The sequence below is a fragment of the Streptosporangium sp. NPDC006007 genome, from assembly GCF_040614315.1.
Lineage (GTDB): Bacteria > Actinomycetota > Actinomycetes > Streptosporangiales > Streptosporangiaceae > Streptosporangium.
In genome coordinates, this window is the sequence record NZ_JBEXUG010000014.1 from 45,874 (window position 1) to 70,110 (window position 24,237).

The 24,237-nt window shown below is 70.4% G+C and carries 22 protein-coding genes and 1 pseudogene; 13 read left to right on the plus strand and 10 right to left on the minus strand.

The features are described 5' to 3' along the window. The first annotated feature begins 47 nt into the window (after positions 1–47). Positions 48–587 (plus strand): hypothetical protein, encoded by a 540-nt coding sequence (locus tag ABZ194_RS13780; protein WP_355595842.1) that lies wholly within the window; start codon positions 48–50, stop codon positions 585–587. Between the two features lie 190 nt (positions 588–777). On the opposite strand, the gene clpB is transcribed toward ABZ194_RS13780, so the two are convergent. The 6 genes and pseudogenes from clpB to ABZ194_RS13810 all read right to left on the minus strand — a co-directional run bounded on the left by clpB (position 778) and on the right by ABZ194_RS13810 (position 8,287). Next, positions 778–3,360, minus strand: coding sequence for an ATP-dependent chaperone ClpB (gene clpB / locus ABZ194_RS13785; RefSeq protein ID WP_355595844.1), 2,583 nt, complete (start codon positions 3,358–3,360; stop codon positions 778–780). Positions 3,361–3,509: 149 nt separating this feature from the next. Continuing rightward, positions 3,510–3,785 (minus strand): annotated as a pseudogene (locus ABZ194_RS13790) (helix-turn-helix transcriptional regulator); the annotation flags it as partial. Positions 3,786–3,787: 2 nt separating this feature from the next. Beyond that, on the minus strand, positions 3,788–4,972 hold the full coding sequence (gene dnaJ / locus ABZ194_RS13795) for a molecular chaperone DnaJ (RefSeq protein ID WP_355595846.1): 1,185 nt from the start codon (positions 4,970–4,972) through the stop codon (positions 3,788–3,790). A gap of 33 nt (positions 4,973–5,005) precedes the next feature. Next, the gene (grpE, locus tag ABZ194_RS13800) at positions 5,006–5,593 is read right to left on the minus strand and encodes a nucleotide exchange factor GrpE (protein WP_355595848.1); all 588 of its coding nucleotides are present in this window, start codon (positions 5,591–5,593) and stop codon (positions 5,006–5,008) included. A gap of 28 nt (positions 5,594–5,621) precedes the next feature. Then, positions 5,622–7,484: a molecular chaperone DnaK gene (gene dnaK / locus ABZ194_RS13805; protein WP_355595850.1), complete on the minus strand. Its 1,863-nt coding sequence runs from the start codon at positions 7,482–7,484 to the stop codon at positions 5,622–5,624. A 332-nt stretch (positions 7,485–7,816) separates the two neighbouring features. Further along, a complete protein-coding gene (locus tag ABZ194_RS13810; RefSeq protein ID WP_355595853.1) occupies positions 7,817–8,287 on the minus strand; it encodes a hypothetical protein in 471 nt (156 codons plus the stop codon). Between the two features lie 183 nt (positions 8,288–8,470). Between ABZ194_RS13810 and proC the strand changes: the two genes are divergently transcribed. The 7 genes from proC to ABZ194_RS13845 all read left to right on the plus strand — a co-directional run bounded on the left by proC (position 8,471) and on the right by ABZ194_RS13845 (position 14,662). Beyond that, positions 8,471–9,265: a pyrroline-5-carboxylate reductase gene (gene proC / locus ABZ194_RS13815; RefSeq protein WP_355595855.1), complete on the plus strand. Its 795-nt coding sequence runs from the start codon at positions 8,471–8,473 to the stop codon at positions 9,263–9,265. Positions 9,266–9,612: 347 nt separating this feature from the next. Then, positions 9,613–10,776, plus strand: a complete 1,164-nt coding sequence (locus tag ABZ194_RS13820; protein ID WP_355595857.1) for an acetoin utilization protein AcuC — start codon at positions 9,613–9,615, stop codon at positions 10,774–10,776. A 120-nt stretch (positions 10,777–10,896) separates the two neighbouring features. Further along, positions 10,897–11,742 (plus strand): phosphatase, encoded by an 846-nt coding sequence (locus ABZ194_RS13825; RefSeq protein WP_355595859.1) that lies wholly within the window; start codon positions 10,897–10,899, stop codon positions 11,740–11,742. Between the two features lie 323 nt (positions 11,743–12,065). Next, positions 12,066–12,269 carry a helix-turn-helix domain-containing protein gene (locus ABZ194_RS13830; protein ID WP_355595861.1) on the plus strand — a complete coding sequence of 68 codons (204 nt, stop codon included), beginning with the start codon at positions 12,066–12,068 and terminating at the stop codon, positions 12,267–12,269. A gap of 295 nt (positions 12,270–12,564) precedes the next feature. Next, the gene (locus ABZ194_RS13835) at positions 12,565–12,663 is read left to right on the plus strand and encodes an AURKAIP1/COX24 domain-containing protein (protein ID WP_018654693.1); all 99 of its coding nucleotides are present in this window, start codon (positions 12,565–12,567) and stop codon (positions 12,661–12,663) included. Between the two features lie 23 nt (positions 12,664–12,686). Next, positions 12,687–13,748 (plus strand): NAD-dependent epimerase/dehydratase family protein, encoded by a 1,062-nt coding sequence (locus tag ABZ194_RS13840; protein ID WP_355595863.1) that lies wholly within the window; start codon positions 12,687–12,689, stop codon positions 13,746–13,748. Beyond that, on the plus strand, positions 13,745–14,662 hold the full coding sequence (locus ABZ194_RS13845) for a lysophospholipid acyltransferase family protein (protein WP_355595865.1): 918 nt from the start codon (positions 13,745–13,747) through the stop codon (positions 14,660–14,662). Before ABZ194_RS13840 ends, ABZ194_RS13845 begins: the two co-directional genes overlap by 4 nt. A gap of 92 nt (positions 14,663–14,754) precedes the next feature. On the opposite strand, the gene ABZ194_RS13850 is transcribed toward ABZ194_RS13845, so the two are convergent. The 3 genes from ABZ194_RS13850 to ABZ194_RS13860 all read right to left on the minus strand — a co-directional run bounded on the left by ABZ194_RS13850 (position 14,755) and on the right by ABZ194_RS13860 (position 17,060). Further along, entirely contained in the window at positions 14,755–15,621 is an 867-nt protein-coding gene (locus ABZ194_RS13850) for an HAD-IB family hydrolase (RefSeq protein ID WP_355595867.1), read from the minus strand. A gap of 84 nt (positions 15,622–15,705) precedes the next feature. Beyond that, positions 15,706–16,365 carry a DUF5667 domain-containing protein gene (locus tag ABZ194_RS13855; protein ID WP_355595869.1) on the minus strand — a complete coding sequence of 220 codons (660 nt, stop codon included), beginning with the start codon at positions 16,363–16,365 and terminating at the stop codon, positions 15,706–15,708. Between the two features lie 98 nt (positions 16,366–16,463). Continuing rightward, entirely contained in the window at positions 16,464–17,060 is a 597-nt protein-coding gene (locus ABZ194_RS13860; protein ID WP_355595871.1) for a sigma-70 family RNA polymerase sigma factor, read from the minus strand. Between the two features lie 251 nt (positions 17,061–17,311). Between ABZ194_RS13860 and ABZ194_RS13865 the strand changes: the two genes are divergently transcribed. After that, positions 17,312–19,105, plus strand: coding sequence for an antibiotic biosynthesis monooxygenase (locus ABZ194_RS13865; protein ID WP_355595873.1), 1,794 nt, complete (start codon positions 17,312–17,314; stop codon positions 19,103–19,105). On the opposite strand, the gene ABZ194_RS13870 is transcribed toward ABZ194_RS13865, so the two are convergent. After that, positions 19,095–19,343, minus strand: a complete 249-nt coding sequence (locus tag ABZ194_RS13870; protein WP_355595875.1) for a glutaredoxin family protein — start codon at positions 19,341–19,343, stop codon at positions 19,095–19,097. The two genes, ABZ194_RS13865 and ABZ194_RS13870, sit on opposite strands and share 11 nt — an antisense overlap. 260 nt (positions 19,344–19,603) lie before the next feature. On the opposite strand from ABZ194_RS13870, the gene ABZ194_RS13875 reads away from it, so the two are divergent. The 4 genes from ABZ194_RS13875 (at position 19,604) to ABZ194_RS13890 (ending at position 24,216) form a co-directional block, all read left to right on the plus strand. Beyond that, positions 19,604–20,311, plus strand: a complete 708-nt coding sequence (locus ABZ194_RS13875) for a redox-sensing transcriptional repressor Rex (protein WP_355595877.1) — start codon at positions 19,604–19,606, stop codon at positions 20,309–20,311. Positions 20,312–20,399: 88 nt separating this feature from the next. After that, positions 20,400–21,722 (plus strand): glutamyl-tRNA reductase, encoded by a 1,323-nt coding sequence (locus ABZ194_RS13880; protein ID WP_355595879.1) that lies wholly within the window; start codon positions 20,400–20,402, stop codon positions 21,720–21,722. Continuing rightward, positions 21,719–22,639 (plus strand): hydroxymethylbilane synthase, encoded by a 921-nt coding sequence (gene hemC, locus ABZ194_RS13885; protein WP_355595881.1) that lies wholly within the window; start codon positions 21,719–21,721, stop codon positions 22,637–22,639. The genes ABZ194_RS13880 and hemC overlap by 4 nt, the downstream gene beginning before the upstream one ends. Next, a complete protein-coding gene (locus tag ABZ194_RS13890) occupies positions 22,636–24,216 on the plus strand; it encodes a bifunctional uroporphyrinogen-III C-methyltransferase/uroporphyrinogen-III synthase (protein WP_355595883.1) in 1,581 nt (526 codons plus the stop codon). The genes hemC and ABZ194_RS13890 overlap by 4 nt, the downstream gene beginning before the upstream one ends. Positions 24,217–24,237: the final 21 nt, after the last annotated feature.

Below are 24,237 nucleotides of genomic sequence, written 5' to 3' on the forward strand. Positions count from 1 at the left end.
CTGCCGTTGTGCGGACGGAACCGAGGGCCGCTCGGTACTCTCGCGATGTGGCGCATGTGACACGTGAGCAACTGGATCGGTTGCTTGAACAGGCACTTTTGGCTGACGATCACGAAGACCTTGCCCGGCGTCTGGAAGCGCTGGTCGAGGCGTACGTGTCCGGTGACATCTCGCGGGCGGCGATTCTGGTGCTCGCCGCGGAGGAATGGCGGCAGGCCGGGCAGCCGGCCTACGCCCTCGACTGCTTACAACGGGCGCTGAACGACGGCGGCGAGGTGGCCGTCGACCCGAGGGCCGGAATCGCCGACACCCTTTTTGAGCTTGAGCGGCCCGAGGAGGCGCGGCAGGTGATCCAGACGATCGGGACCGGCGGCTCCGTCACCTCGGCCACCGCGCTCACGGTCACCGAGACCCTCGTCGCCTACGGGGACCTGCGACAGGCCCACCTGTGGGCCACCGAGGGGGCCCGGCGAGCGGTCAAGGACAGCGGGGAGCACACCGCTCTGCTCCGGGCCCGCTATCGCATCCGGGTGGATCTGGGGCTCCCGGAGGACGAGCTGGACGCGCTCCTCGACCTCTCGTACTGACGGACGGCACCCGCCCCGGCGTGCCGCTCGTTCCAGGGACGGCGACCGCTCTCCGGCTCCCCCGTCGACCGTTCCACGGACGGCGTCGGCCGCCCGGCCGGGCGCTCCTGTGTCACGGTCCGTCGCGTCGGCGGCGGACGGCCGTGCTCCGAGTGGATCACGGCCGTCCGCGGGCCCGCCGCCGGGAGGATCAGGCCCGCACCGGCCCGACCGTCAGGCTGTCGCTCACCTCGTCGACGTCGACCAGGATCTCGTCCCCGTCCCTGACCTGGCCGGAGAGCACCTCCCTGGCCAGTTTGTCGCCGATCGCCGACTGGACCAGACGGCGCAGCGGGCGCGCGCCGTACAGCGGGTCGTAGCCGGTCAGCGCCAGCCAGTCGCGCGCCCCCGGGGTCACCGTCAGCCGTAGCCTCCGGTCGGCCAGCCGCTTGGCCAGGTGCGTCACCTGCAGATCCACGATCTTGGACAGTTCCTCGGTGCCGAGCGCGTCGAACAGGATCACGTCGTCGAGCCGGTTGAGGAACTCCGGCTTGAAGGCGCTCCTGACCGCGTCCATCACGGCCTTGCGCCGGGTATCCCGGTCCAGGTTCGGATCCACCAGGAAGTGCGAGCCGATGTTGGAGGTGAGGATCAGGATCACGTTGCGGAAGTCGACGGTCCTGCCCTGCCCGTCGGTGAGCCGCCCGTCGTCGAGCACCTGGAGCAGGATGTCGAAGACCTCGGGGTGGGCCTTCTCGACCTCGTCCAGCAGCACCACCGAGTACGGCCTGCGCCGCACGGCCTCGGTGAGCTGGCCGCCCTCCTCGTAACCGATGTAGCCGGGAGGGGCGCCCACCAGACGCGCCACGCTGTGCTTCTCGCCGTACTCGCTCATGTCGATGCGGACCATGGCCCGCTCGTCGTCGAAGAGGAAGTCCGCGAGCGACTTGGCCAGCTCGGTCTTGCCGACGCCGGTGGGGCCGAGAAACAGGAAGCCGCCGGTCGGCCGGTCGGGGTCGGAGATGCCCGCGCGGGCCCGCCGTACGGCGTCGGAAACCGCCTGGACGGCCGGTCGCTGGCCGATCAGGCGCCTGCCGAGCTCGTCCTCCATACGGAGCAGCTTGGCGGTCTCCCCCTCCAGCAGGCGGCCCGCGGGGATGCCGGTCCAGGAGGAGATGACCTGGGCGATGTCGTCCGGGCCGACCTCCTCCTTGACCATCGGGTCCTCGGGCTGACCGGCCGCGCTGGCCTCGGCGAGTTCGGCCTCCAGCCTGGGCGCCTCGGCGTACATCAGCCGGGAGGCGGCCTCGAAGTCGCCGTCGCGCTGTGCCCGCTCGGCGGCGCTCCGCACCTCGTCGAGTTTCTTCTTCAGGTCACCGACCCGGTTGAGCCCGGCCTTCTCCCGCTCCCACCGCCCGACCAGGGCGTTGAGCTCCTCCTGCCGGTCGGCGAGCTCTTTGTGGAGCCGCTCCAGCCGCTGGAGGCTGCTCTCGTCGGTCTCCTTGGCGAGCGCGAGCTCCTCCATCTTCATCCGGTCCACGTTCCGCTGGAGCTGGTCGATCTCCACCGGGCGGGAGTCGATCTCCATGCGGAGCCGGGAGGCGGCCTCGTCGACGAGGTCGATCGCCTTGTCCGGCAGGAACCTGGAGGTGATGTAGCGGTCGGAGAGCGCGGCGGCGGCCACCAGCGCGCCGTCGGAGATCTGGACCTGGTGGTGCGCCTCGTAGCGGCCCTTGAGACCGCGCAGGATCGCGATGGTGTCCTCGACCGTGGGCTCGCCCACGTAGACCTGCTGGAAGCGCCGTTCCAGCGCGGGGTCCTTCTCGATGCGCTCGCGGTACTCGTCCATCGTGGTCGCGCCGATCATGCGCAGCTCACCCCGGGCCAGCATGGGCTTGAGCATGTTGCCCGCGTCCATCGCGCCCTCCGCGGCGCCCGCGCCGACCATGGTGTGCAGCTCGTCGATGAAGGTGACGACCTGCCCGTCGCTCTCCTTGATCTCGCCGAGCACGGCCTTGAGACGCTCCTCGAACTCGCCGCGGTACTTCGCCCCGGCGACCATCGCCCCCAGGTCCAGCGCGACCAGGCGCTTGCCGCGCAGACTGGAGGGCACGTCGCCCGCGACGATCCGCTGGGCCAGGCCCTCCACCACGGCGGTCTTGCCGACCCCCGGCTCTCCGATGAGCACGGGGTTGTTCTTGGTCCGGCGGCTGAGCACCTGGACCACCCTGCGGATCTCCGAGTCACGGCCGATCACCGGGTCCAGCTTGCCCGCCCTGGCCCGCTCGGTCAGGTCGACGCCGTACTTCTCCAGCGCCTGGTAGGTGTCCTCGGGCGTCTCGCTCGTCACCCGGGCGTGCCCGCGCACCTTCTCGAAGGCGTCCAGCAGGGCGCCGGGGGTGGCCCCCTCCGACGTGAGCAGCTCGGCGACGGGGCCGCCGTCGGTGGCGAGGCCGACCAGCAGGTGCTCGGTCGAGACGTACAGGTCCTCAAGCTGACGGGCCCGCATGCCCGCGGTGTTCATCACCGTGAGGAGCTGCCGGGAGCTGGACGGCGCGCCCACCGTGGAACCCTGCGCCTTCGGCAGGGCCGCGAGCCGCTTCTCGGCCTCGGTGCGCAGCAGCCGCCAGTCGGCGCCGACGCCCTCCAGCAGGGGTACGGCGGTGCCGCCGGCCTGGGCGAGCAGCGCGGTGAACAGGTGAACCGGGGCGACCTCGGGGTTGCCCTCGGCGGCTGCGCGCCTGATGGCGGAGGAGACCGCCTCCTGGCTCTTCTGGGTGAGCTTGTAGTCCATGCTTGTCTGCCTCGCTCCATTCGGAGGTTGCGGCGCCGGAGAGCCGGCGTGGTGAGGCCCCCACGGCCTTGATGGGGTCAGGCGGGTGGCAGTTGGTACCGGATCAGCGCGCGGATGGTGGCCATCTCGGCGCGCAGGCGGTGGTTCTCGTCGCGCAGGCGCAGCGCCTCGGTCTCCAGGGTCAGGATGCGCTTGATGCCCGCGAGGTTGATGCCCTCCTCCTGGGAGAGCCGCTGGACCTCGCGGAGCATCACGATGTCGCGCGTGGAGTAAAGGCGCCCGCGCCCGGCCGTACGGCCGGGACTGACCAGGCCGAGACGGTCGTACTGTCGCAGGGTCTGCGGGTGGAGGCCTGACAGCTGGGCCGCCACCGAGATCACGTATACCGGGGTGTCGTCCGACAGATCGAAGTAGCTGGCTTCCACGGCTACTCGCTTCTGGCCTGTTGAATGAGCTCGGCTCGCGGGTCGAAGCCCGCGGTGGCGTCGCGGAACTCCTCCAGCGCCCCCCGGGCCTTGTCCTCCAGCTGCTGGGGCACGAGGACCTCCACCGTGGCGAGCAGGTCGCCCTTGGTGCCGTCCTTGCGGGCCACGCCCCTGCCCCGCACCCGGAAGGTACGGCCGTTGGGGGTGCCCTCCGGGATGCGCAGGGTGACCGGCATCCCCTTCAGGGTGGGCACCTTGATCTCGGCCCCGAGCGCGGCCTCGGCGAAGGTGACCGGCACGGTGACCGTGAGGTTCTCGCCGGTCCGGCCGAAGACGGGGTGCGACTTCACGTGGATCTGGACGTACAGGTCACCGGCCGGGCCGCCGTTCTCGCCCGGTGCGCCCTTGGCCTTGATCTTGATGCGCTGGCCGTCGCCCACCCCGGCCGGGATGCGGGCCTGGATCGTGCGGGTGCTCTTGCCCCGCCCGCTGCCCTCGCACACCTGGCACGGGTCGTCCACCAGCAGGCCCCGGCCCTTGCAGTCGCGGCACGGTTCGGAGAAGGCGAAGTTGCCGAGGTTCCGGCTGGCCGCGCGGGTGCCCTCACAGGTCGGGCAGACCCTCGGGGTGGTCCCGGCCTTGGCGCCGGTGCCACCGCACGCCGTGCAGGCGGAGGAGCTGGTCAGGCGGAGCGAGACCGTGGCGCCCTCCGCGGCCTCGGCGAAGGAGAGGGTGACCTCCGTCTCGATGTCCTGGCCGCGGCGCGCCCTGGTCGTCCCGCCGGCGCGGGGCGCGCCGCCTCCCCGGTTGAATATGCCGCCGAAGATGTCGCCGATGCCCCCGCTCTGCTGGTGGGTGCCGCCGAACAGGTCCCCCAGGTCGAAGGGGAACCCGCCCGCGCGCGAAGGCCCCCCGGCTCCCGCGTAACCGCCGAGCCCCGATCCGAACAGCGTCCGCGCCTCGTCGTACTCCTTGCGGCGCTTGGTGTCGGACAGGACGTCGTAGGCCTCGGAGACCTCCTTGAACTTCGCGGTGTTGTCCGAGGTCGCCGAGTCACCGGGGTTGGCGTCCGGGTGGTACTGCCTGGCCAGCTTCCGGTACGCCTTCTTGATCTCTTCGGCGGTGGCGGTCTTGGGCACACCAAGGACGGCGTAGTAGTCCTTCTCCAGGTAGTCCTTGGTGCTCATTTCCATTCCTTTTCAGATCTCAGACAGGGGGTGTCAGTTATCGCCCGCGACGGGCTCTTCAGGCTCGGCGACCGCGACCCGCGCGGGGCGCAGGACGCGCTCGCCGATCCGGTAACCGGACTGCAGGATCTCCACGCAGGTCGGCTCGGTGACGTCGGCGGAGTAGCTGTGCATCAGCGCCTCGTGCACCGTCGGGTCGAAGGGCTCACCCTTGGCGCCGAAGGCGCTCAGCCCCAGCTTCCCGGTGGCCGCCTCCAGCGACTCGCTCACCTTGGCGAAGCCGCCGGTGAGCTCGCCGTGGTCACGGGCCCGGCCGATGTCGTCCAGGACCGGCAGGAACCCGGCCAGCACGCCGGCGACCGCCTGCTCCTTGACCGCGGTCCGGTCGCGTTCGACCCGCTTGCGGTAGTTGGAGTATTCGGCCTGGAGCCGCTGCAGGTCGGCGGTGCGTTCGGCGAGCTGAGCCGCCAGCTCGGCCGAGGCAGGGTCGGGAGCGGGAGCGGGCTGGTCGGCCTGCTCCTTCTCCTTGACCGCCTCGCGCGCCTGCCCCGTCTCCGGGTCGATCTTACGGTTGTCGCGGATCACCGGCTCCTGCTCGGAACCGTTCTCACGCGTGTTCACGCTCGCGCTCCTCTCAGCTGCCCCGCCGTCACTTCGCGCCGTTTTCGCGCTTCGGCTCGTCGTCCACGATCTCGGCCTCGACCACGTCGTCGTCCGCCTTCTGGCCGGTGGCACCCTCGGCGCCGGCCGGGGTCTCGGAGGACTGCGCCTGAGCGTAGATCGCCGAGCCCATCTTCTGGCTGACCGTGGCGAGCTTCTCCGCGGAGGCGCGGATCACGGCCGAGTCGGTGCCCTCAAGCGACTTCCTCAGCTCGGACAGGGCCTCGTTGACCTCGGTCTTGATGTCGTCGGGGATCTTCTCGCCGTTCTCGCCGAGGAACTTCTCGGTCTGGTAGACGAGCGCGTCGGCGTTGTTGCGCGTCTCGGCGTCCTCGCGGCGCTGCTTGTCCTCCTCGGCGTAGGACTCGGCCTCGCGCATCATCCGCTCGATGTCGTCCTTCGGCAGCGCGGAGCCGCCGGTGATGGTCATCGTCTGCTCCTTGCCGGTGCCGAGGTCCTTGGCGGAGACGTTGACGATGCCGTTGGCGTCGATGTCGAAGGTGACCTCGATCTGCGGGATGCCGCGCGGCGCCGGGGCGATGCCGGTCAGCTCGAAGGTGGCCAGCTTCTTGTTGTAGGCCGCGATCTCGCGCTCGCCCTGGTAGACCTGGATCTGCACCGACGGCTGGTTGTCCTCGGCCGTGGTGAAGACCTCGGAGCGCTTGGTCGGGATCGTGGTGTTCCGCTCGATGATCTTGGTGAAGATGCCGCCCTTGGTCTCGATGCCCAGCGACAGCGGGGTCACGTCGAGCAGCAGGACGTCCTTGACCTCGCCCTTGAGCACGCCGGCCTGGAGCGCGGCGCCGATGGCCACGACCTCGTCCGGGTTGACGCCCTTGTTGGGCTCCTTGCCGCCGGTCAGCTCCTTGACGAGCTCGGCGACGGCGGGCATGCGGGTCGAGCCGCCGACGAGCACCACGTGGGCGATGTCGGAGACCTTGATCCCGGCGTCCTTGACGACCTGGTTGAACGGGCCCTTGCACCGCGCGAGCAGGTCGGCGGTGAGCCGCTGGAACTCGGCCCGGGTGAGCTTGTCCTCCAGGTGGAGGGGGCCCTCGGCGGACGCGGTGATGTAGGGCAGGTTGATGGAGGTCTCCGACTGGCTGGAGAGCTCGATCTTGGCCTTCTCCGCGGCCTCGCGCAGACGCTGCAGGGCCATCCTGTCCTTGGTCAGGTCGACGCCGTGGGCGTTCTTGAACCGGGTGGCGAGCTCGTCGACGACCCGCTGGTCCCAGTCGTCACCACCGAGGTGGTTGTCGCCGCTGGTGGCCTTGACCTCGACGAAGCCGTGGCCGTCCTCCTGGCCGACGTCGAGCAGGGACACGTCGAAGGTGCCGCCGCCGAGGTCGAAGACGAGGATGGTCTCGTCCTTGTCCTTGTCCAGGCCGTAGGCGAGCGCGGCCGCGGTGGGCTCGTTGATGATGCGCAGCACGTTGAGGCCCGCGATGGTGCCGGCCTCCTGGGTCGCCTGGCGCTGGGCGTCGTTGAAGTAGGCCGGGACGGTGATCACCGCGTCGGTGATCTTCTCGCCCAGGTACGCCTCGGCGTCCTGCTTGAGCTTCTGCAGGACGAAGGCGCTGATCTGCTGCGGGGAGAACTTCTTGCCGTCGATCTCGACGGACCAGTTGGTGCCCATCTCGCGCTTGACCGAGCGAATCGTCCGGTCCACGTTGGTGACGGCCTGCCGCTTGGCGACCTCACCCACGAGAACCTCGCCGTTCTTGGCGAAGGCGACCACGGACGGCGTGGTCCGTGAACCCTGGGCATTGGCGATGACGGTGGGCTCACCGCCCTCAAGGATCGAGACGACGGAGTTGGTCGTCCCCAGGTCGATACCTACCGCACGTGCCATGAGTACGTCCTTGTAGTCAAAGTTGAGTCGGTCAGGCTCATACTGGAGCCCTGGACGGTGTTTGTCAAACGACTTGAGTCTATGTCGCTCAACCCATGGAGGCGCGTCGGCATTCCAGAGATCCGGGAGACGAGGACGGCCTCTGCCGCCGCCGGGGCGAGGTGCCTCGCCGTAGGGCGCTCAACCGGAGGTGTGCGGCCGACCGGCCGCGCGGGGCTCCGCTCCGGGAGCCGTGGAAACGCCGTGACGGCAGGAATCGCCCGCCGTGGGCGGGCGGTCGCGCCGGGTACGGCTCCCACCACGCCGCGGGAGCCGTACCGGGGCGGGGTGGTTCAGCGCTTGGCGCCGTCGACGATCTTGCGCTTGCCGAGGGGGGCCTTGAGCTTGACGGTCGTCACCTTCTTGATGGCGATGTCGATGCAGGCCACGTTCTGGGCCTTGCTGCTTGAGCCCTCCCAGAGGGTGACGGTCACGCGCTTGGACGTCTGCTTGACGCCCACCCGGTCGAGGACGTGGCAGGGCTCCACCCCCGACCACCAGACGATCCGCAGGCTCCGGCCGTTCTTCGACGGCCTGGCCTCCAGCCACGTCACCTTGCGGGGGTTGACGGTGTGGCCTTCCGGCCTGGTCGGTCTGGGGGTTCCTCCCGTGGGCTCGACCCTGGGCGCGACGGTGTGACCCGCGGTCAGGGCGGGAACGGCGGAGTCGGCGCTTCGCGCGGTGACGTTCTGCCCGACGGCGCTGTGTTCGGCGCCGCAGCCGGTCAGCAGCAGGCTTCCTGCCAGGACGGAGGTCGCGATCATACGCATACCCCATTAACGAATCGCGGCCCCGGCCGGTTCATCGCCGTCCGGGTACCGCCAGGCCGCGCCTCTCGGCCTCCGGTCCACGGGGCTCCTCCCCGCGGGGGCTCCGGCCACCGCGCCGACATACCCCTGGGCCCCTTAGGCTGGGCATCTGACCTCCCTCACGCAAGGTGCGCCGAAGTGATCGCGATTTTGGGAACCGGAAAGATGGGCGAGGCCCTTCTCTCCGGGCTGCTCCGGGCCGGGTTCGAGCCGGGTGACGTGCTGGTGACGGCGCGGCGCCCCGAGCGGGCCGCCGGCCTCGGGGAGCGGTACGGCGTGCGGGTGGTCTCCAACGCCGAGGCCGCCAAGGGCGCTGAAACGATCATCCTCGCGGTCAAGCCGCAGGACATGGCGTCCCTGCTCGCTGAGATCGCCGCGCACGTCCCGGCCGATCGCCTGGTGATCTCGGCGGCGGCCGGCATCACCACGTCGTTCGTGGAGTCGAGGCTGGAGGCCGAGATCCCGGTCGTGCGGGTCATGTCCAACACGCCGGTGCTGGTCGACGAGGCGATGAGCGTGATCTCGGCGGGCGCGCACGCCTCCGAGCGGCACCTCAGGAGGGCCGAGGACCTGCTCCGGCCGGTCGGCAAGGTGCTGCGCATCCCCGAGTCCCAGCAGGACGCCGCCACCGCGCTGTCCGGCAGCGGCCCCGCCTACTTCTTCTATCTCGTCGAGGCCATGGTCGACGCGGGCATCCTGCTCGGCATGCCCCGGGCGGCGGCCCTCGACATGGTCACCCAGTCGATCGTCGGCGCGGCCATCATGCTCCGCGACTCCGGCGAGCACCCGGTGATCCTCCGGGAGGCGGTCACCTCCCCGGGCGGCACCACCATCGCGGCCATCGCCGAGTTGGAGCGGCACAGCGTCCGCGCGGCCTTCCTGGCCGCCATCGAGGCCGCCAGGGACCGCAGCAGCCAGCTCGCGAGCGGCTGACCTCGCCCGTCGCCGGGGATCGGCGGGGGAGCCCTTCCCGGTGGGAGGGCCCTCCTTCAGGGGGCGTCCCCGCGGTGTCCTCGACGTGTCCTCGGGGGACGTGTGGCGGCGGGAGCCGGCCGTACCGGGGTAACGGGCTGTCCGGATAAGTCCGGCCGAAGGGAATAAATCCTGATATTTCGTTTAGATCAAAAAGGGGGGAACAGCTGTCTCTCCGGCGATGACCAGGCAGGTCCCGGTCCGGATCCGTACGGTAGCGTCGGCCGGAGTGGGAGATCGAGTCGCGAGGTCGCGCCGGGCCGGGGCCGCGCCGCGCCGTCCGGCGCCGTGATCGAACAGGGGGGCGCATGAGCCGATCCGTACGGGTTGTCTGGGACGACGCGCTCACCTCCTACGATTTCGGACCCCGGCACCCGCTGGCCCCCGTGCGGGTCGAGCTGACCATGGCGCTGGCCGGAGAGCTCGGCGTGCTGGACGCGGTCGAGGTGGTCGGCTGCGTGCCCGCCACCGACGACGAGCTGGCGCTGGTTCACACGCGCGACTACATCGAGGCCGTCAAGCGGGCCTCGGCCACCGGGCGGGTCGACCTGGTCCACGGGCTCGGCACCGAGGACACCCCCGTCTTCGCCGGAATGCACGACGCCTCGGCCCTGATCACCGGCGCCACCCTCGCCGCGGCCCGCGCCGTCTGGTCCGGCGAGGCCGAGCACGCGGTGAACGTCGCGGGGGGCCTGCACCACGCGATGGCCGGCGCCGCGAGCGGGTTCTGCGTCTACAACGACCCGGCCGCGGCGATCGGCTGGCTGCTGGCCCAGGGAGCGGTCAAGGTCGCCTACGTGGACGTGGACGTCCACCACGGGGACGGTGTCCAGGCGCTGTTCTACGACGACCCGAGGGTCTTGACCATCAGCCTGCACGAGAGCCCCCGCACGCTCTTCCCCGGTACGGGCTTCCCCGGCGAGTGCGGGGCCGAGGGCACCGCGGTCAACGTGGCGCTGCCCGCCGGCTGCGGGGACAACGGCTGGCTTCGGGCCTTCCACTCGGTGGTGCCGCCGTTGCTGCGGGAGTTCGCGCCCGAGATCCTGCTCACCCAGCACGGCTGTGACAGCCACGCGCTGGATCCCCTGGCCCATCTGATGCTCAGCCTCGACGGCCAGCGCGCCGCCTACGCGGCGCTGCACAAGCTGGCCCACGAGACCGCGGGCGGCCGGTGGATCGCGACAGGCGGCGGGGGATACGAGATCGTGCGGGTGGTGCCCAGGGCGTGGACCCATCTGATCGCCGAGGTCTCCGGGCACCCCCTCGATCCGGCCACCACCACCCCGCCCGAGTGGCGGCGGATCGTCGCCGAGCGGACCGGGGAGACGGCGCCGCTGACGCTGACCGACGGTAGAAAGCCGGAATTTCAGGATTTTTCTTCTGGTTATGATCCAGCAGACCCCATCGACCGGGCCATCATGGCGACAAGAAAGGCCGTCTTTCCCCTCCATGGACTCGACCCCCTCCCGTAACCGGGACAGGGTTCCCGCCCATGGCCGCGAGGGAGGCCGCCGGCCGCCGGCGCCCGAGCCGCGGCGCGCGCCGCCGCGGCCGAAGCCACATTCAGAGCCGCGACCAAGGGAAACGATCGGTTGAGCGACGAGGGAATTCATCTGTCACAGGCGCCCGGACCGGATCCGCGGCGCGCGGCGCCGCCGATGGCGCGCGGCGACCTCCGAGACCATCTGATCCGCACCCGGATCGCCGGTGACGTGGCGACCAGCAGGGAGAACAACCTCGACCACTACCGGTCGCTGGCCAACCGCGATCCGCGCCATCTGTTCGGGCTGAGGCCCCGGGGCCGCTGGTCCTACCGGGACGTTCTGGAGTTGATGGCCGAGTCGGCGGGCGTGGCGGCCGACCCCGGCCACCGGGAGGGCCAGGACACCATCGATCCGGACCGTACGATCGACGCCGTCGAGGCCATGGGCGACACGGTGGCCGGCGTGCTGCGCACCGGCTCCCCCCGGGTCCTCGTCGCGACCGGGCACCCCACCGGCCTGCTCACCGTCCACCTGGCCCTGGCCAGACTGGTCAGGGAGCACGGCGGAAGGCTGATGAACACGGCCGAGGGCTGGTCCTACTGGGGGGCGGGCTTCGGCCGCAAGCGCAAGATCCGTTATCTGGACGGCGTCGCCATGCTGGACGACCGGGGCGCCTTCGTGCACACCCATGATCCGGCTCCGATGGAGGCCATGATCGCCGAGTTCGGCGACCGGCGTCCCGATCTGGTGATCGCCGACCACGGCTGGGCCGGCGCGGCCGGCGAGGCGGGCATCCTCACGGTCGGATTCGCCGACAGCAACGATCCGGCCCTCTTCGTCGGGGAGGCGGAGGGAAAGATCGCGGCGACCGTTCCCCTTGATGACAACGTGCTGCCAAGACATTACGATCCGCTGACCCGGCATCTGGTCGAGAGGGTCGCCCGCGCCCTCTGAGGCGGGCGATGCGCCAATCGGGTCGTCCCTATACGGGCTTTTCGTGCCTGCATTCCATGGAGCACGCCGGTCGTTTGCCATTTTTTTGATGGTCGTGGGCGACCCTGGGAGAAGGGGAGCCGGACCGCTTCAAGATCCAGACCAGCGGGCCGGTCCGGCTGCTGGCCAGCGATTTTCCCGATTTATCCGATGTGGGACTGCGAAGGCTGAGACTGTGGAGGGTTCGCACGCTCGGAGTCCCGACTTACGCTGACGGCAGTACACGTGCGTGAGCAATGGCACCAGTGGGGATAACCCGGAAACACGTGCGGAAGAGGCGTCCGATGGGTGCAGGCGAAAGACCTCTCAGCGAGGTGAAGTTCCTGACGGTGGCAGAAGTGGCCACCGTCATGAGGGTGTCCAAGATGACGGTGTACCGACTCGTGCATTCGGGCGAACTGCCGGCCATCCGGGTCGGTCGATCCTTCCGAGTGCCGGAGCAGGCGGTACACAACTATCTCAGGGATGCTTACATCGAGGCGGGTTGAAGCGGCGCGAGCCCGACGAGCGAGTCATCTGACCGGCCGGAGACGAGCCGTTCAGCGGGCGAGCGAGAAGCGGTGAGCGACAGGCGGGCCCCGATCTCCCGGTGAGACCGGTGGTGACGGGTCCGGGCTTCGACGAGGTAACAGTGAGGTAGCGACGTGGTCGTCGCGTCGTGAGTTCCGAGTACCCGGGGATCCCCCGGGGGGCGATCTACCACGGATCGCCGGTAGTCTGTTGAGCCGGTGTGCTCTCGCATGCCGGTCTGACATTCTCGGCTACCAGCTACCTGGGGGTCCCGTGGGCTCTGTGATCAAGAAGCGCCGTAAGCGCATGGCGAAGAAGAAGCACCGCAAGCTTCTGAAGAAGACCCGCATTCAGCGGCGTAACAAGAAGTAACAAAGCGGATCTGCGAGGCACCGATGAGCCACACCGTGCTTGTCACCGGGGTCTCGCGTCACATCGGCGCCCGGGTGGCGAGCGTTCTCGCGGCCGACCCGGACATCGACCGGGTCATCGGAGTAGACACGGTGCCGCCGCCCTCGCTCTCAGGTGATGGCGGCGTACCTCTCGGCCGGACCGAGTTCGTCCGCGTCGATCTGCGCAGCCCCGACATCGCCCAGGTGATCGCGGCCGCCGACATCGACACCGTGGTCCACATGAGCCTGGTCAGCGCTCCCTCTAGGGGCGGCGGCAGGGCCCTCATGAAAGAGCACAACGTCATCGGCACCATGCAGCTTCTTGGTGCCTGTCAGCGGTCCGCGACGATCCGCCGCGTCGTCGTCCGATCCACCACCGCGGTGTACGGCTCGTCCCCGCGCGACCCGGCCGTCTTCACCGAGGACGCCGAGCCGGGCGAGCCGCCGGGTCACGGCTACGCCAAGGACGCCGTGGAGGTCGAGGGCTATGTCCGGGGTTTCGCCAGGCGGCGGCGGGACGTGGCGGTGTCGACGCTCAGGTTCGCCAACTTCATGGGTCCCGGCGTCGACTCGCCGCTGACCCGTTACTTCACCCAGCCCGTCCTGCCGACCGTGTTCGGCTTCGACCCCCGGCTGCAGTTCGTCCACGAGGACGACGCGGTCGAGGTACTCAGGCGAGTGGCGCTGGAGGATCACCCCGGCACGTTCAACGTGGCCGGGGACGGCGTGCTGCTGCTGTCGCAGTGTGCCCGCCGGGCTGGCCTGGCGACACTGCCCCTGCCCTCCTCGGCCTTCCGTTTCCTGGGGGACCTCGCCCGGACCCTGGGGCTGGTCGCCTTCTCTCCCGAGCAACTCCGCCTGATGCGCCATGGGCGGGTGGTGGACACCGGCCGGCTGGCCGCCGAGCTCGGCTGGAGGCCCAAGATCTCGACCGCCGTCGCCTTCGAGGACTTCATCCACGCCCGGGACCTGGCCGGTGGGCTCCCGGCTGCCATGATGGAGCTGTTTCGCCAGGCGGTGGGCCAGGTGACGAGCCGGCCGGGGGATCAGGCGATGAGCGGATGACCGGCCCCGAGGACGCCCACGACCTCCCGCGCGGCGAGGGGCACGCGTACGGCTCCCCGCCCGAGGGGGACGACGGACACGACCTCGCCGATCTGCTCGCCTTCCTGCGCCGCCGCGTCACGGGGGAGTACGAGGTCGACGAGTTCGGCTTCGATCCCGAGCTGACCGACAAGGTGCTGCTGGACCTGGTCCGCCCGCTGTACCGGCACTGGTTCCGCGTGGAGACCCTCGGCATGCACAACGTGCCCGACGACTCGGGGGCACTCGTGGTGGCCAACCACTCGGGCACCATCCCGCTCGACGGACTCATGCTCCAGGTGGCCCTGCACGACGACCATCCGCGCCGCCGCCCGCTCCGCCTGCTCGGGGCCGACCTGGTATACCGGCTCCCGGTGCTCGGCCATCTCTCCCGCAAGAGCGGCCACACCCTGGCCTGCCCTGAGGACGCCGACCGCCTGCTCCGCAAGGGCGAGCTCGTCGGGGTCTTCCCCGAGGGGTTCAAGGGCGTCGGCAAGCCCTTCTCCGAGCGCTACCGGTTGCAGCGCTTCGGCCGCGGCGGTTTCGTCGCCTCGGCCATCCGGGCCGGGGTGCCGATCGTCCCCTGCTCGATCGTGGGCGCCGAGGAGATCTACCCCAAGATCGGTGACCTGCCCCTTCTGGCCAGGGCGCTCGGCCTGCCGTACCTCCCGCTCACCCCGCTGTTTCCCTGGTTCGGGCTCCTCGGGCTGGTGCCGCTGCCGTCCAAGTGGATGATCGGGTTCGGTGAGCCGATCCGCACCGACGAGTTCGGCCCGGCCGACGCCGACGACCCCACCCTGGTCTTCAACCTCACCGACCACATCCGCGAGGTCGTCCAGGAGCAGCTGAACGAGCTGCGCCTGCGGCGCGGTCACGCCTTCCCGCCGTTCTACTGACCGGTTCTCCCGGCTCCCGCTCTTTTTCCCGACCCCCGCCCCGCCCCCCGGCCGACCCGGCCGCCCCGTCCGCGGGAGCGCGCCGTGGTGGGTCATCTGGAGCGGTAGAGGCGGCGCAGGGCCGCGGCGGCGGCCACGCCGCCGACGATCGCCCCGGCGCCCGCGGCGATGGGCAGCCCGATCATGGTGGCCTTGCGGCCGGTGCGGAAGTCCCGGATCTGCCACCCGTTCTCCCGGGCGCGCTCGCGCAGTTCGGCGTCCGGGTTGATCGCGGTGGCGTGGCCGACGAGGGAGAGCAGTGGCAGGTCGTTGGCCGAGTCGCTGTAGGCGGCGCAGCGGCTCAGGTCGAGGCCCTCCATGCGGGCCAGAGCCCGTACCGCCTCCGCCTTGGCCGGGCCGTGGAGCAGATCGCCCACCAGGCGGCCGGTGTAGACGCCGTCCCTGGTCTCCGCGACGGTGCCCAGGGCGCCGGTCAGGCCGAGGCGCTGGGCGATCACGCGGGCGAGTTCCACCGGTGTGGCGGTGACCAGCCACACCCGCCGGCCGGCGTCCAGGTGGCTCTGGGCGAGGGCGCGGGTGCCGGCCCAGATGCGGTCGGCCATCACCTCGTCGTAGATCTCCTCGCCGAGCCGGACGATCTCCTCCACCTTGCTGCCCGCCACGAAGGCCAGCGCGGTCTCCTTCGCCTTGGCGATGTGGTCGGGGTTCTCGTCACCGCGGATCCGGAACACCGCCTGCCCGACCGCGAACCTGACCAGGTCCTTGGTGGTGAACAGGCCGCGTGAGGCCAGCCCGCGGGCGAAGTGGTAGATGGAGGCGCCGCGCATCATGGTGTTGTCGACGTCGAAGAAGGCGGCCGCGGACGGGTCGGGCTCCGCCATCGGCAGGGCGACGGCCGCCGCGGCCGCCACCTCCCCGGCCGTCTCCGCTTCGTCCCGCCGTCGTAGTAGCCGCCTCATAGCATCTCAGCTTAACTGTCACACACGGGTGAAATCGGTGTACATCCCGTTAGCGGCAGGTAACGTGTCGTAAGCCGGGAGGTGCTATCCGGGTGGGGTCAGCCCGTCGATGTAGTTGAGGTAACCGTTGGCCCGGCGCTGGTCCTCGGCGTCCATCTTGGGGAGCATGCCCTCGATCTGGTTGCGCTGCTTCTGGACGAAGCGCTTGAGGTCGCCCGTGTTCTTGGCGTCGCGGCGCCGTACCCGGGTGAGAGAGGTGACCGCGGAGCGGGTGGTGTCCTCCATGGCCTTGAGGGTCTCCCTGATCAAGTGCTTCTCCCGCATGCTGGAGCCCAGGAGCTCCTCGACCTCGTGGGCGCGGGTCTCGGCGTAGCCGAAGGAGCGGCCGGCCCGTTCGGCGTCGTCGGCGCTCAGATGGAACAGCGTGCTCTCGGCGGCGCGCTTGACCGGATAGAGGGCGTCGCCGGGCATCGACTGGTAGATCGCCATGACCGTCGCGGACATCGTGGCGGCCAGTCCCAGGCTCAGCAACTGGGGGAGCCGGGTGGCCTGTCGTCTCGGTGGCGTCGAGACGGTGGATTCGGCCGGGGTATTCTCCTGTTCGGGCGTGGCCGTAAGGCGCTTCCGCAGCTCGGCGCGAAACTCCGGCCGGGGGTTGCCCCCCAGCTGGTCGCCGAGCCTGGATACGCGGTTCTGGATGTGCGCCTGCGATCTCCGTGAGATTCCGGGCAGCCACTTACCCATGAACGCTCCCTGCCGCCCCCAGATCATGACCTACCTGTGTCACCTGCCTAACGACAGCCCCGCGTGCCAGGTTACGCGATACGTCGCCATCGGCATGGTCAGCCGAGATCCGAGGGGAGCGCGCGGGCCAGTGCCCGGATGGCGCGGAACTGCAGGGCCTTGATCGCTCCGCTCTTCTTGCCCATGATCAGCGCGGTCTCCGCCAGTGACATGCCGTGCAGGAAGCGCAGGACCACGCACTCCTGCTGTTCGGGGCCGAGGGCGCGGACGGCACTGAGTATCCGGTCATTGATCATCGCGGTGACGACGGCGTTCTCCGGTATGTGCGGGCCGTCGAGCGGGATGTCGATCACCTGGGCGGTCGAGACCTCAAGGCGGTACCTGCCCGACTTGAAGTGATCGGCGATCAGGTTCCTGGCGATGGTCACGAGCCAGGCGCCGAAGTCACGTCCCTGCCAGGTGAAGTCGGCGATTCTGCGCAGGGCGCGGAGGAAGGTCTCGCTCGTGAGATCCTCGGCCAGCGGGTGGGAGCCGACGCGGAAGTAGACGTAGCGGTAGACCAGGTCGAGGTAGCGATCATAGAGCGTGCCAAACGCGTCTGTGTCTCCAGTCTTGGCACGCAGAACGAGCCTCCGGAGGTCCTCGGAGGCGTCCTCGCGTGCGGCGAGCTCATTGCTGCGGACGGGCTGGGCCACCCCATGAGTTGTGGGGAGGTGTCCGGCGAACGGCCACGTATCTGGCATCCGGTATCCCTTGGGGGAGGGGGTACGGCGTGCTCGAACACTCTAGGAAATCAACAGGAAATTCCACAATCCACTTCGTAACCTCGTGACTGGGGGTAATCGGCCGATACGGTACGGGGCTGATTGTTTCACCCCGCTCCGGGCGGCCGACTCCGGGTTCGGCTACCGGTTGGGGGGTAATGTCCGGCAGCATTGGAGGCACCATGAATCTCCTTGTCGCTGTCATAGCGTTCGCCGGTGCGTTGCTCGCGGCCATCGCCACCGTGGCTCTCGTCGGCCGCCTCCGGGATGGGCGCAAGGGTTGGCTGATCGCCTGGAGCGTCACGACAGCGGCGCTGTGCGTGTCACTCGGAGTAGTCGGCACCGGCTATCTGGTGGGGTTTGGGACAACCGGATTCCGGGTTTATCAGCTGACCGGTTCTCTCTTCGCCCCGCTCTGGCTCTCTGTTGGGGTCATCCAGCTGCTGGCGCGGACGTCCTCGGCCAGATTCGCCTCCTGGCTTGTGGGGATCGCGTTCACCGTCGTCGCGTCGGTGATCATGATGTTCGACCCGCTGCGCCAGGCGGAGGAACTGGCCAAGACCCTCCCGCTCGGCAGCCGGCACTGGGACCTTCCCCCGGCCTATGTCCTGTGGGTGATCCACGCGGGCATCGCACTCGTCCTGCTGGGCGGTCTCGCGATCGCGGTGGCGCGGTGGCGCGGTGGCGACGACTACGACGCCGACAACATGCACGCCCTCCTGGTGCTCGGCCCCACCGGCCTGGCCATGGTCGGAGCGGTGAGCTTCGCGGTCCCGGGAATGTTCACCACGCTCCTCCTCTGCGTCACCGCCGCCGCGGTCTGGTACGCCGTGCTCCGCCCGCTCGCCCCCTACGAGGACGAGGACGAGGACGAGGACGGCCCGAGGGACGACTGGGCGGAGCACGGGCACGGGGGCCGCCGCGCGGCCGAGCAGCCGTTCCGGGGAGACATCCAGGTCGCGGGCCGCCGGGTCACGCCCGACGACTCCCCACGCGCGGCCATGGGGGACTCCCCCCGCCGTTCCGGCCTCGGCGACCTGGTGGCCGAGTACCGCGCGGGCGAGCAGGACGTCGACTACGCGGCGCGAATGCGGCAGCAGCCCCTCACCCAGGACGACCCGTTCGGCGGCCCCGCCACCGGCACCTTCATGGCGGGTGAGTACGGCATGCCGTCCGCCGACCGGTCCGCGGACCGGGGCGACTACGCCCAGCAGCCCCCGATGACCGGCCAGTTCGGCATGTCCGCCGGCCCCGGCCTCCCCGCCGCCGAGTACGGCAGGCACGCCGCCGCCGGCACCGGCGAGTACGGCGGGCCACCCGCCCCCGGGGTCGGCGAGTACGGCATACCGGTCGCGCCCGCCGCCGGCGAGTACGGCAGGCCGGGCGGCCCCGCCACCGGCGAGTTCGTCATGCCGGATCCGCCCTACGGCGGCGGCCTGCTCACCGGTGGCCTTCAGCCGATGTCCGCCGAGCAGGCGTTCGGCGTTCCGGCCGACCGAGGCCAGGGTCTCGGCGGCGCCCCCCGGTCCGGGCAGCCTCCCGCCGGGTTCCCGGGCCACGGGCAGGTGCCCGCGGGCCCGCCCGAGACGGGTGTCCTGTATCCGGGCGCGACCACCGACCATCCCGGTGGATACGGCCGCCCGGCCCCGGGCATCTACGGCCTGCTGACCGTGTTCACGTTGCTCGACGGGACGGGCGAGAGGTTCGACCGGCTGGCCGAGGGGACGCTGGAGGCCGTCCGCCGTACCGAGCCCGACACGCTGATCTACGTCTGCCACTCGGTGAAGTCGGCTCCGCTGCAGCGCATCGTCTACGAGCTCTACCGCGACGAGGTCGCCTACACCGAGCATCAGCGTCAGCCCCATGTGGAGCGTTTCGTCGCCGAACGTCAGACCATGGTGCTGGCCACCAACGTGATCGAGCTCAACGTGAACGCGGCCAAGGTGGTCCCGCTGCCCACGGCCTTCAGGATCTGAGCGCGGCGCGCAGGCGGTTCTCGTCGACGCGCCAGAAGTCGTGCTGGACACCGTCGATCAGGGTGACCGGGATCATCTCCCCGTACTCGGCCTGGTCCCGCTCGGTGGCGGTGATGTCGCGCTCCTCCCAGGGAACGCCCAGCTCCGCCGCCACGCGTTCTATCACCGCGCGCGCGTCGTCGCACAGGTGACAGCCGGGCTTGCCGAGCAGTGTGATGCGGTGGTTCTGCGGTGCCATGTCCGTCACGGTAGCCGAGCCGCGCGGATACGCCGGTGCCCGGTGAGACCGGCGGGGCCGGTGGGGCTATCGAGACCGGTGAGGTCGGCGGGGCCGGCGGGCGTCCGGGGAATCGGGCGGGGCGGTGCCGTGGCCGACACGGTGAACACCCACTTTGTGCACCGGTTCACAAAGGGACTAACCTGAAAGACAGTGGCCTCACCTCGTCATCCGTCGCGTCCGGGCCGCGCCGGCCGCCTGTCCCCCTGGAGCTACGGCACGTGATCCGCCGTCTGTCCCAAGCTCGTGAACGTGGCATCCCCGACGCGACCGTCGCCCGGCTGCCGCTCTACCTGCGAGCCCTGAACAGCATGGCCGAGCGGGGGCTGGCGACCGTGAGCTCGGAGGATCTGGCCGTCGCGGCCGGTGTGAACTCCGCCAAGCTCCGCAAGGACCTCTCTCACCTGGGCTCCTACGGCACCCGCGGGGTAGGCTACGACGTCGAGTACCTCATCTACCAGATCTCCCGTGAGCTGGGGCTGACCCAGGACTGGGCGGTGGCCATCGTCGGGGTGGGTAACCTCGGTCGTGCGCTCGCCAACTACGGCGGATTCGTCTCCCGTGGGTTCCGGGTGGCCGCGCTCCTGGACGCCGACCCCGAAGTGGTGGGCGACCGTATCGCGGGATTGAATGTGGAACACATCGACGAGCTGGAAACGGTGATCACGCGGCGGGGAGTGTCGATCGTGGTGCTCGCGACACCCGCCGCGGCGGCGCAGCAGGTGGCCGACCGGGTCGTTGCCGTGGGTGTGACGAGCATCCTCAACTTCGCCCCCGTCGTCCTCGCTGTACCCGAAGGCGTCGATATCCGTAAAGTCGACTTATCGATTGAACTGCAGATCCTGGCCTTTCATGAGCAGCGCAAGGCGGATCGGATGAGTGGGGGGCCCGCGATGGCCGAGGAATGGCCCGAGGCGGTGGACTTGTGAACGACAGAGCCCGAGGGCACGGCGTTCCCCGGCCGGGCGAGGCCGGCGCGGGAGATCAGGGCCGTCCGCCGGGAGCGGGAGACGGCCGATGAGCCTCCTCGTCGTCGGCGTGAGCCACCGGACGGCTCCGGTGGCCCTGCTGGAGCGGGTCTCCGTCTCCGGTGACGCGCTGATCAAGCTGCTCCACGACGTTCAGCGAGACATCCGGGTCGCCGAGAGCATGGTCGTGTCGACCTGCAACCGGGTCGAGGTCTACGCCGTGGTGGACCGCTTCCACGCCGCGGTGAACGCGATCTCCGAGCTGCTCGGCCTCCACTCCGGCGTCCCCCTGGAGCAGCTCGCCGGCCACCTCTACGTGCATTACGAGGACCGGGCTGTCGAGCACCTGTTCGCGGTCGGCTCCGGCCTGGACTCGATGGTCCTGGGCGAGGGGCAGATCCTCGGCCAGGTCCGCTCGGCGCTCAGGCTCGCCCAGGAGCAGGGCACGCTCGGCCCCACGCTGAACGAGCTCCTCCAGCAGACTCTGCGGGTCGGCAAGCGATCCCACACCGAGACCGGCATCGACCGGGCGGGCGCCTCCCTCGTCGGCGTGGGCCTCACCCTCGCCGAGCGCACCCTCGGCCCGATCGGGGGCCGGCGCGCCCTGGTGGTCGGCGCCGGTTCGATGAGCGCCCTGTCGGCCGCGACCCTTCAGCGGGCGGGCGTCACCGACATCGTGGTGGTCAACCGGACCCATGACCGCGCCGTACGGCTGGCGCGGGCGGTGGGCGGCCGGGCCGCCGAGTTCGGCGATCTCACGGCGGAGCTGGCCCGTGCCGATCTGGTCATCTCGTGCACCGGCGCCACCGACGTGGTCATCACCGCCGACATGGTGCCGGCCAGGGAGATGTTCCTGCTGGACCTCGCGCTGCCGCACGACGTGGACCCCGCCGTACGGCGGCTGCCCGGCGTCACCCTCGTGGACCTGGAGTCGATGCAGGACGGCACCGCCGACGCCGACACCGACGACGGCGGGCGCGCCGAGGCCGTCGCCGCCGTACGCGAGATCGTCGCCGCCGAGGTCGCGGCCTATCTGTCGGCCGAGCGCGCGGCCCGGGTGACACCGACCGTGGTCGCGCTGCGGAGCAAGGCGGCGGACGTGGTCGAGACGGAGCTGGGGCGGCTCGTCGCGCGGGTTCCCGAGCTCGACGGGCGGGCGAGGGACGAGGTCGCGCAGACGGTCAGGCGCGTGGTCGACAAACTGCTCCATGAGCCCACCGTGCGTGTCAAACAGCTCGCCGAGTCCGCGGCAGGCGATCATTATGCGGAGGCGTTGCGCGAGTTGTTCAACTTGGACCCGAAGGTGCCCGATGCGGTGAGACGCATCGAGTCGATCGACCCGGAGACGAGCATGAGGGAGGTGGGCGGATGAACGGCGTCGCCCCTCCGCTCAGAATGGGCACGAGGCGGAGCCTCATGGCGACCACCCAGTCGGGTCTCGTCGCCGCCAGGCTCACCGAACTGACCGGCCGAGCCGTCGAGCTCGTCGGCGTCACCACCTTCGGCGACGTGACCAGAGCCGTTCTCACCCAGCTCGGCGGGACGGGCGTCTTCGTCAGCGCGCTCCGCGACAAGCTGATCGAGGGCGACATCGACTTCGCGGTCCACTCGCTGAAGGACCTGCCCACCACACCCGACCCGCGTGTGGTTATCGCGGCGATCCCGCCGCGTGACGACCACAGGGACGCGCTGGTCGGCACGGCGAAGCTGGCCGACCTGCCGCCCGGGGCGAAGATCGGCACGGGTTCCCCGCGCAGGGTCGCCCAGCTCCGGGCGCTCCGCCCCGACCTGGAGTACGTCCCGATCCGGGGCAACGCCGACACCCGCATCGCCAAGGTCACCTCCGGTGAGCTGCAGGGCATCGTGCTGGCCGCCGCCGGGCTAGGGCGGCTGGGCCGCGAGGCCGAGATCTCCCAGATCTTCGAGGTCGAGGAGATGCTCCCGGCGCCCGGGCAGGGCGCGCTGGCCGTGGAGTGCCTGGCGGGCCGGGCCGACCTCATCGAGGTGCTGAGCGTGCTCGACGACGCCAGGACCCGCGCCGCGGTGACCGCCGAGCGCGCGGTCCTCAACGCTCTGGAGGCCGGGTGCGCGGCTCCCGTCGGCGCCTACTCGGCGGACCGAGGGCGAGATCTGTTCCTTACCGCCGCTGTCGTCGCCGTCGACGGCAGGCGAGCGGTGCGTAAGTCCACCGCCGGGACCTCTTCGGCGCCCATGGATCTCGGACGCGACCTCGCGGCCGAGATGATCGCCGAAGGGGCAGGCACGTTGATAGGGGAGCGAGCACATTGAGCTCCGGAAGTACCACCTTCGAACGCCCCGCCGGATTCGTCGCCTTCGTTGGCGCGGGCCCCGGTGACGAGGGCCTGCTCACGCTGCGCGGCGCCGACCTGCTGTCAAAGGCCGACGTCGTCGTGCTCGACCAGGAGGCGTACGGCGCCTTGCTGCGGCACTGCCGGGAGAACGCCGAGGTCGTCGATGCCGCCGGCGAGGAGGCCGTGTCGCTGAGAGCCGTCACGGCGGCCAAGGACGGCCACCTCGTCGTACGGCTGTGCGCGGGCGACCCGATGTTCTTCTCCTCGATCACCGAGGAGGTCGCGGCCTGCGCCAGGGCGGAGGTGGACTTCGAGATCGTGCCGGGCGTGCCCCCGGCGACGGCCGTCCTCGCCTACGCGGGCATCCCCGCGGCGGTGTCCGTGCCGGAGTTCCGGGTCGTGGACGCCACCCAGGTCGAGGACTGGTCCGCCCACGCCGCCGGCGCGGGCACCCTGGTGATCTACAACGGCGTCACCCAGGCCGTCGCGATCGGCAAGGCGCTGATCGCCGCGGGGCGTCCCGACTCGACACCGGTCGCGATCAGCAGTTCGGGCACCACCACCGAGCAGTACACCGTGGTGACCACCCTGGGAAGGATGGGGCCCGACCTCAAGCACGCCGGGATGGCCGAGCCCGCGCTCATCGTGGTCGGCGAGGCCGTCGGCATGCGCGAGCGGCTGTCGTGGTTCGAGACCAAGCCGCTGTTCGGCTGGCGGGTGCTCGTACCCAGGACCAAGGAGCAGTCGGCCGGGCTGGTCGAGCAGTTGCGGTCCTACGGCGCGGTGCCCGAGGAGGTCCCCACGATCTCCGTCGAGCCGCCGCGCACCCCGCAGCAGATGGACCGGGCGATCAAGGGCCTGGTCACCGGCCGCTACGAATGGGTGGCCTTCACCAGCGCGAACGCGGTCAAGGCGGTGCGCGAGAAGTTCGAGGAGTACGGGCTGGACGCCCGGGCGTTCGCCGGGCTCAAGGTCGCGGCCGTGGGCGACGCCACCGCGCGGGCCCTGGTGCGGTTCGGGGTGAAGCCCGACCTGACGCCCTCGGGCGAGCAGTCCTCGGAGGGGTTGCTGGCCGAGTGGCCGCCGTACGACTCGATGCTCGACCCGATCAACCGGGTGCTGCTGCCCCGCGCCGACATCGCCACCGAGACGCTGGTCGCCGGGCTGACCGAGCTCGGCTGGGAGTGCGACGACGTCACCGCCTACCGGACCGTCCGGGCGGCGCCGCCGCCCGCGCCGATCCGGGAGGCCATCAAGGGCGGCGGGTTCGACGCGGTGCTGTTCACCTCGTCGAGCACCGTGCGCAATCTCGTGGGCATCGCCGGAAAGCCGCACAACGTCACGGTCATCTCCGTGATCGGCCCGCAGACCGCCAGGACCGCGGAGGAGTTCGGGCTCCGGGTGGATGTCATGGCCGACAAACCATCGGTTTCCGCTCTCGCGGCGGCGCTGGCCGAGTATGGTGCGAAGCAGCGGCAGGCCGCGGTCGCGGCCGGGGACGCCCCCCGCAGACCCTCCCAGACCCGGAGAGGGGCCCGGCGCCGCGCCAAGTAGCCTGAAGTCGCCGCGGGTGCC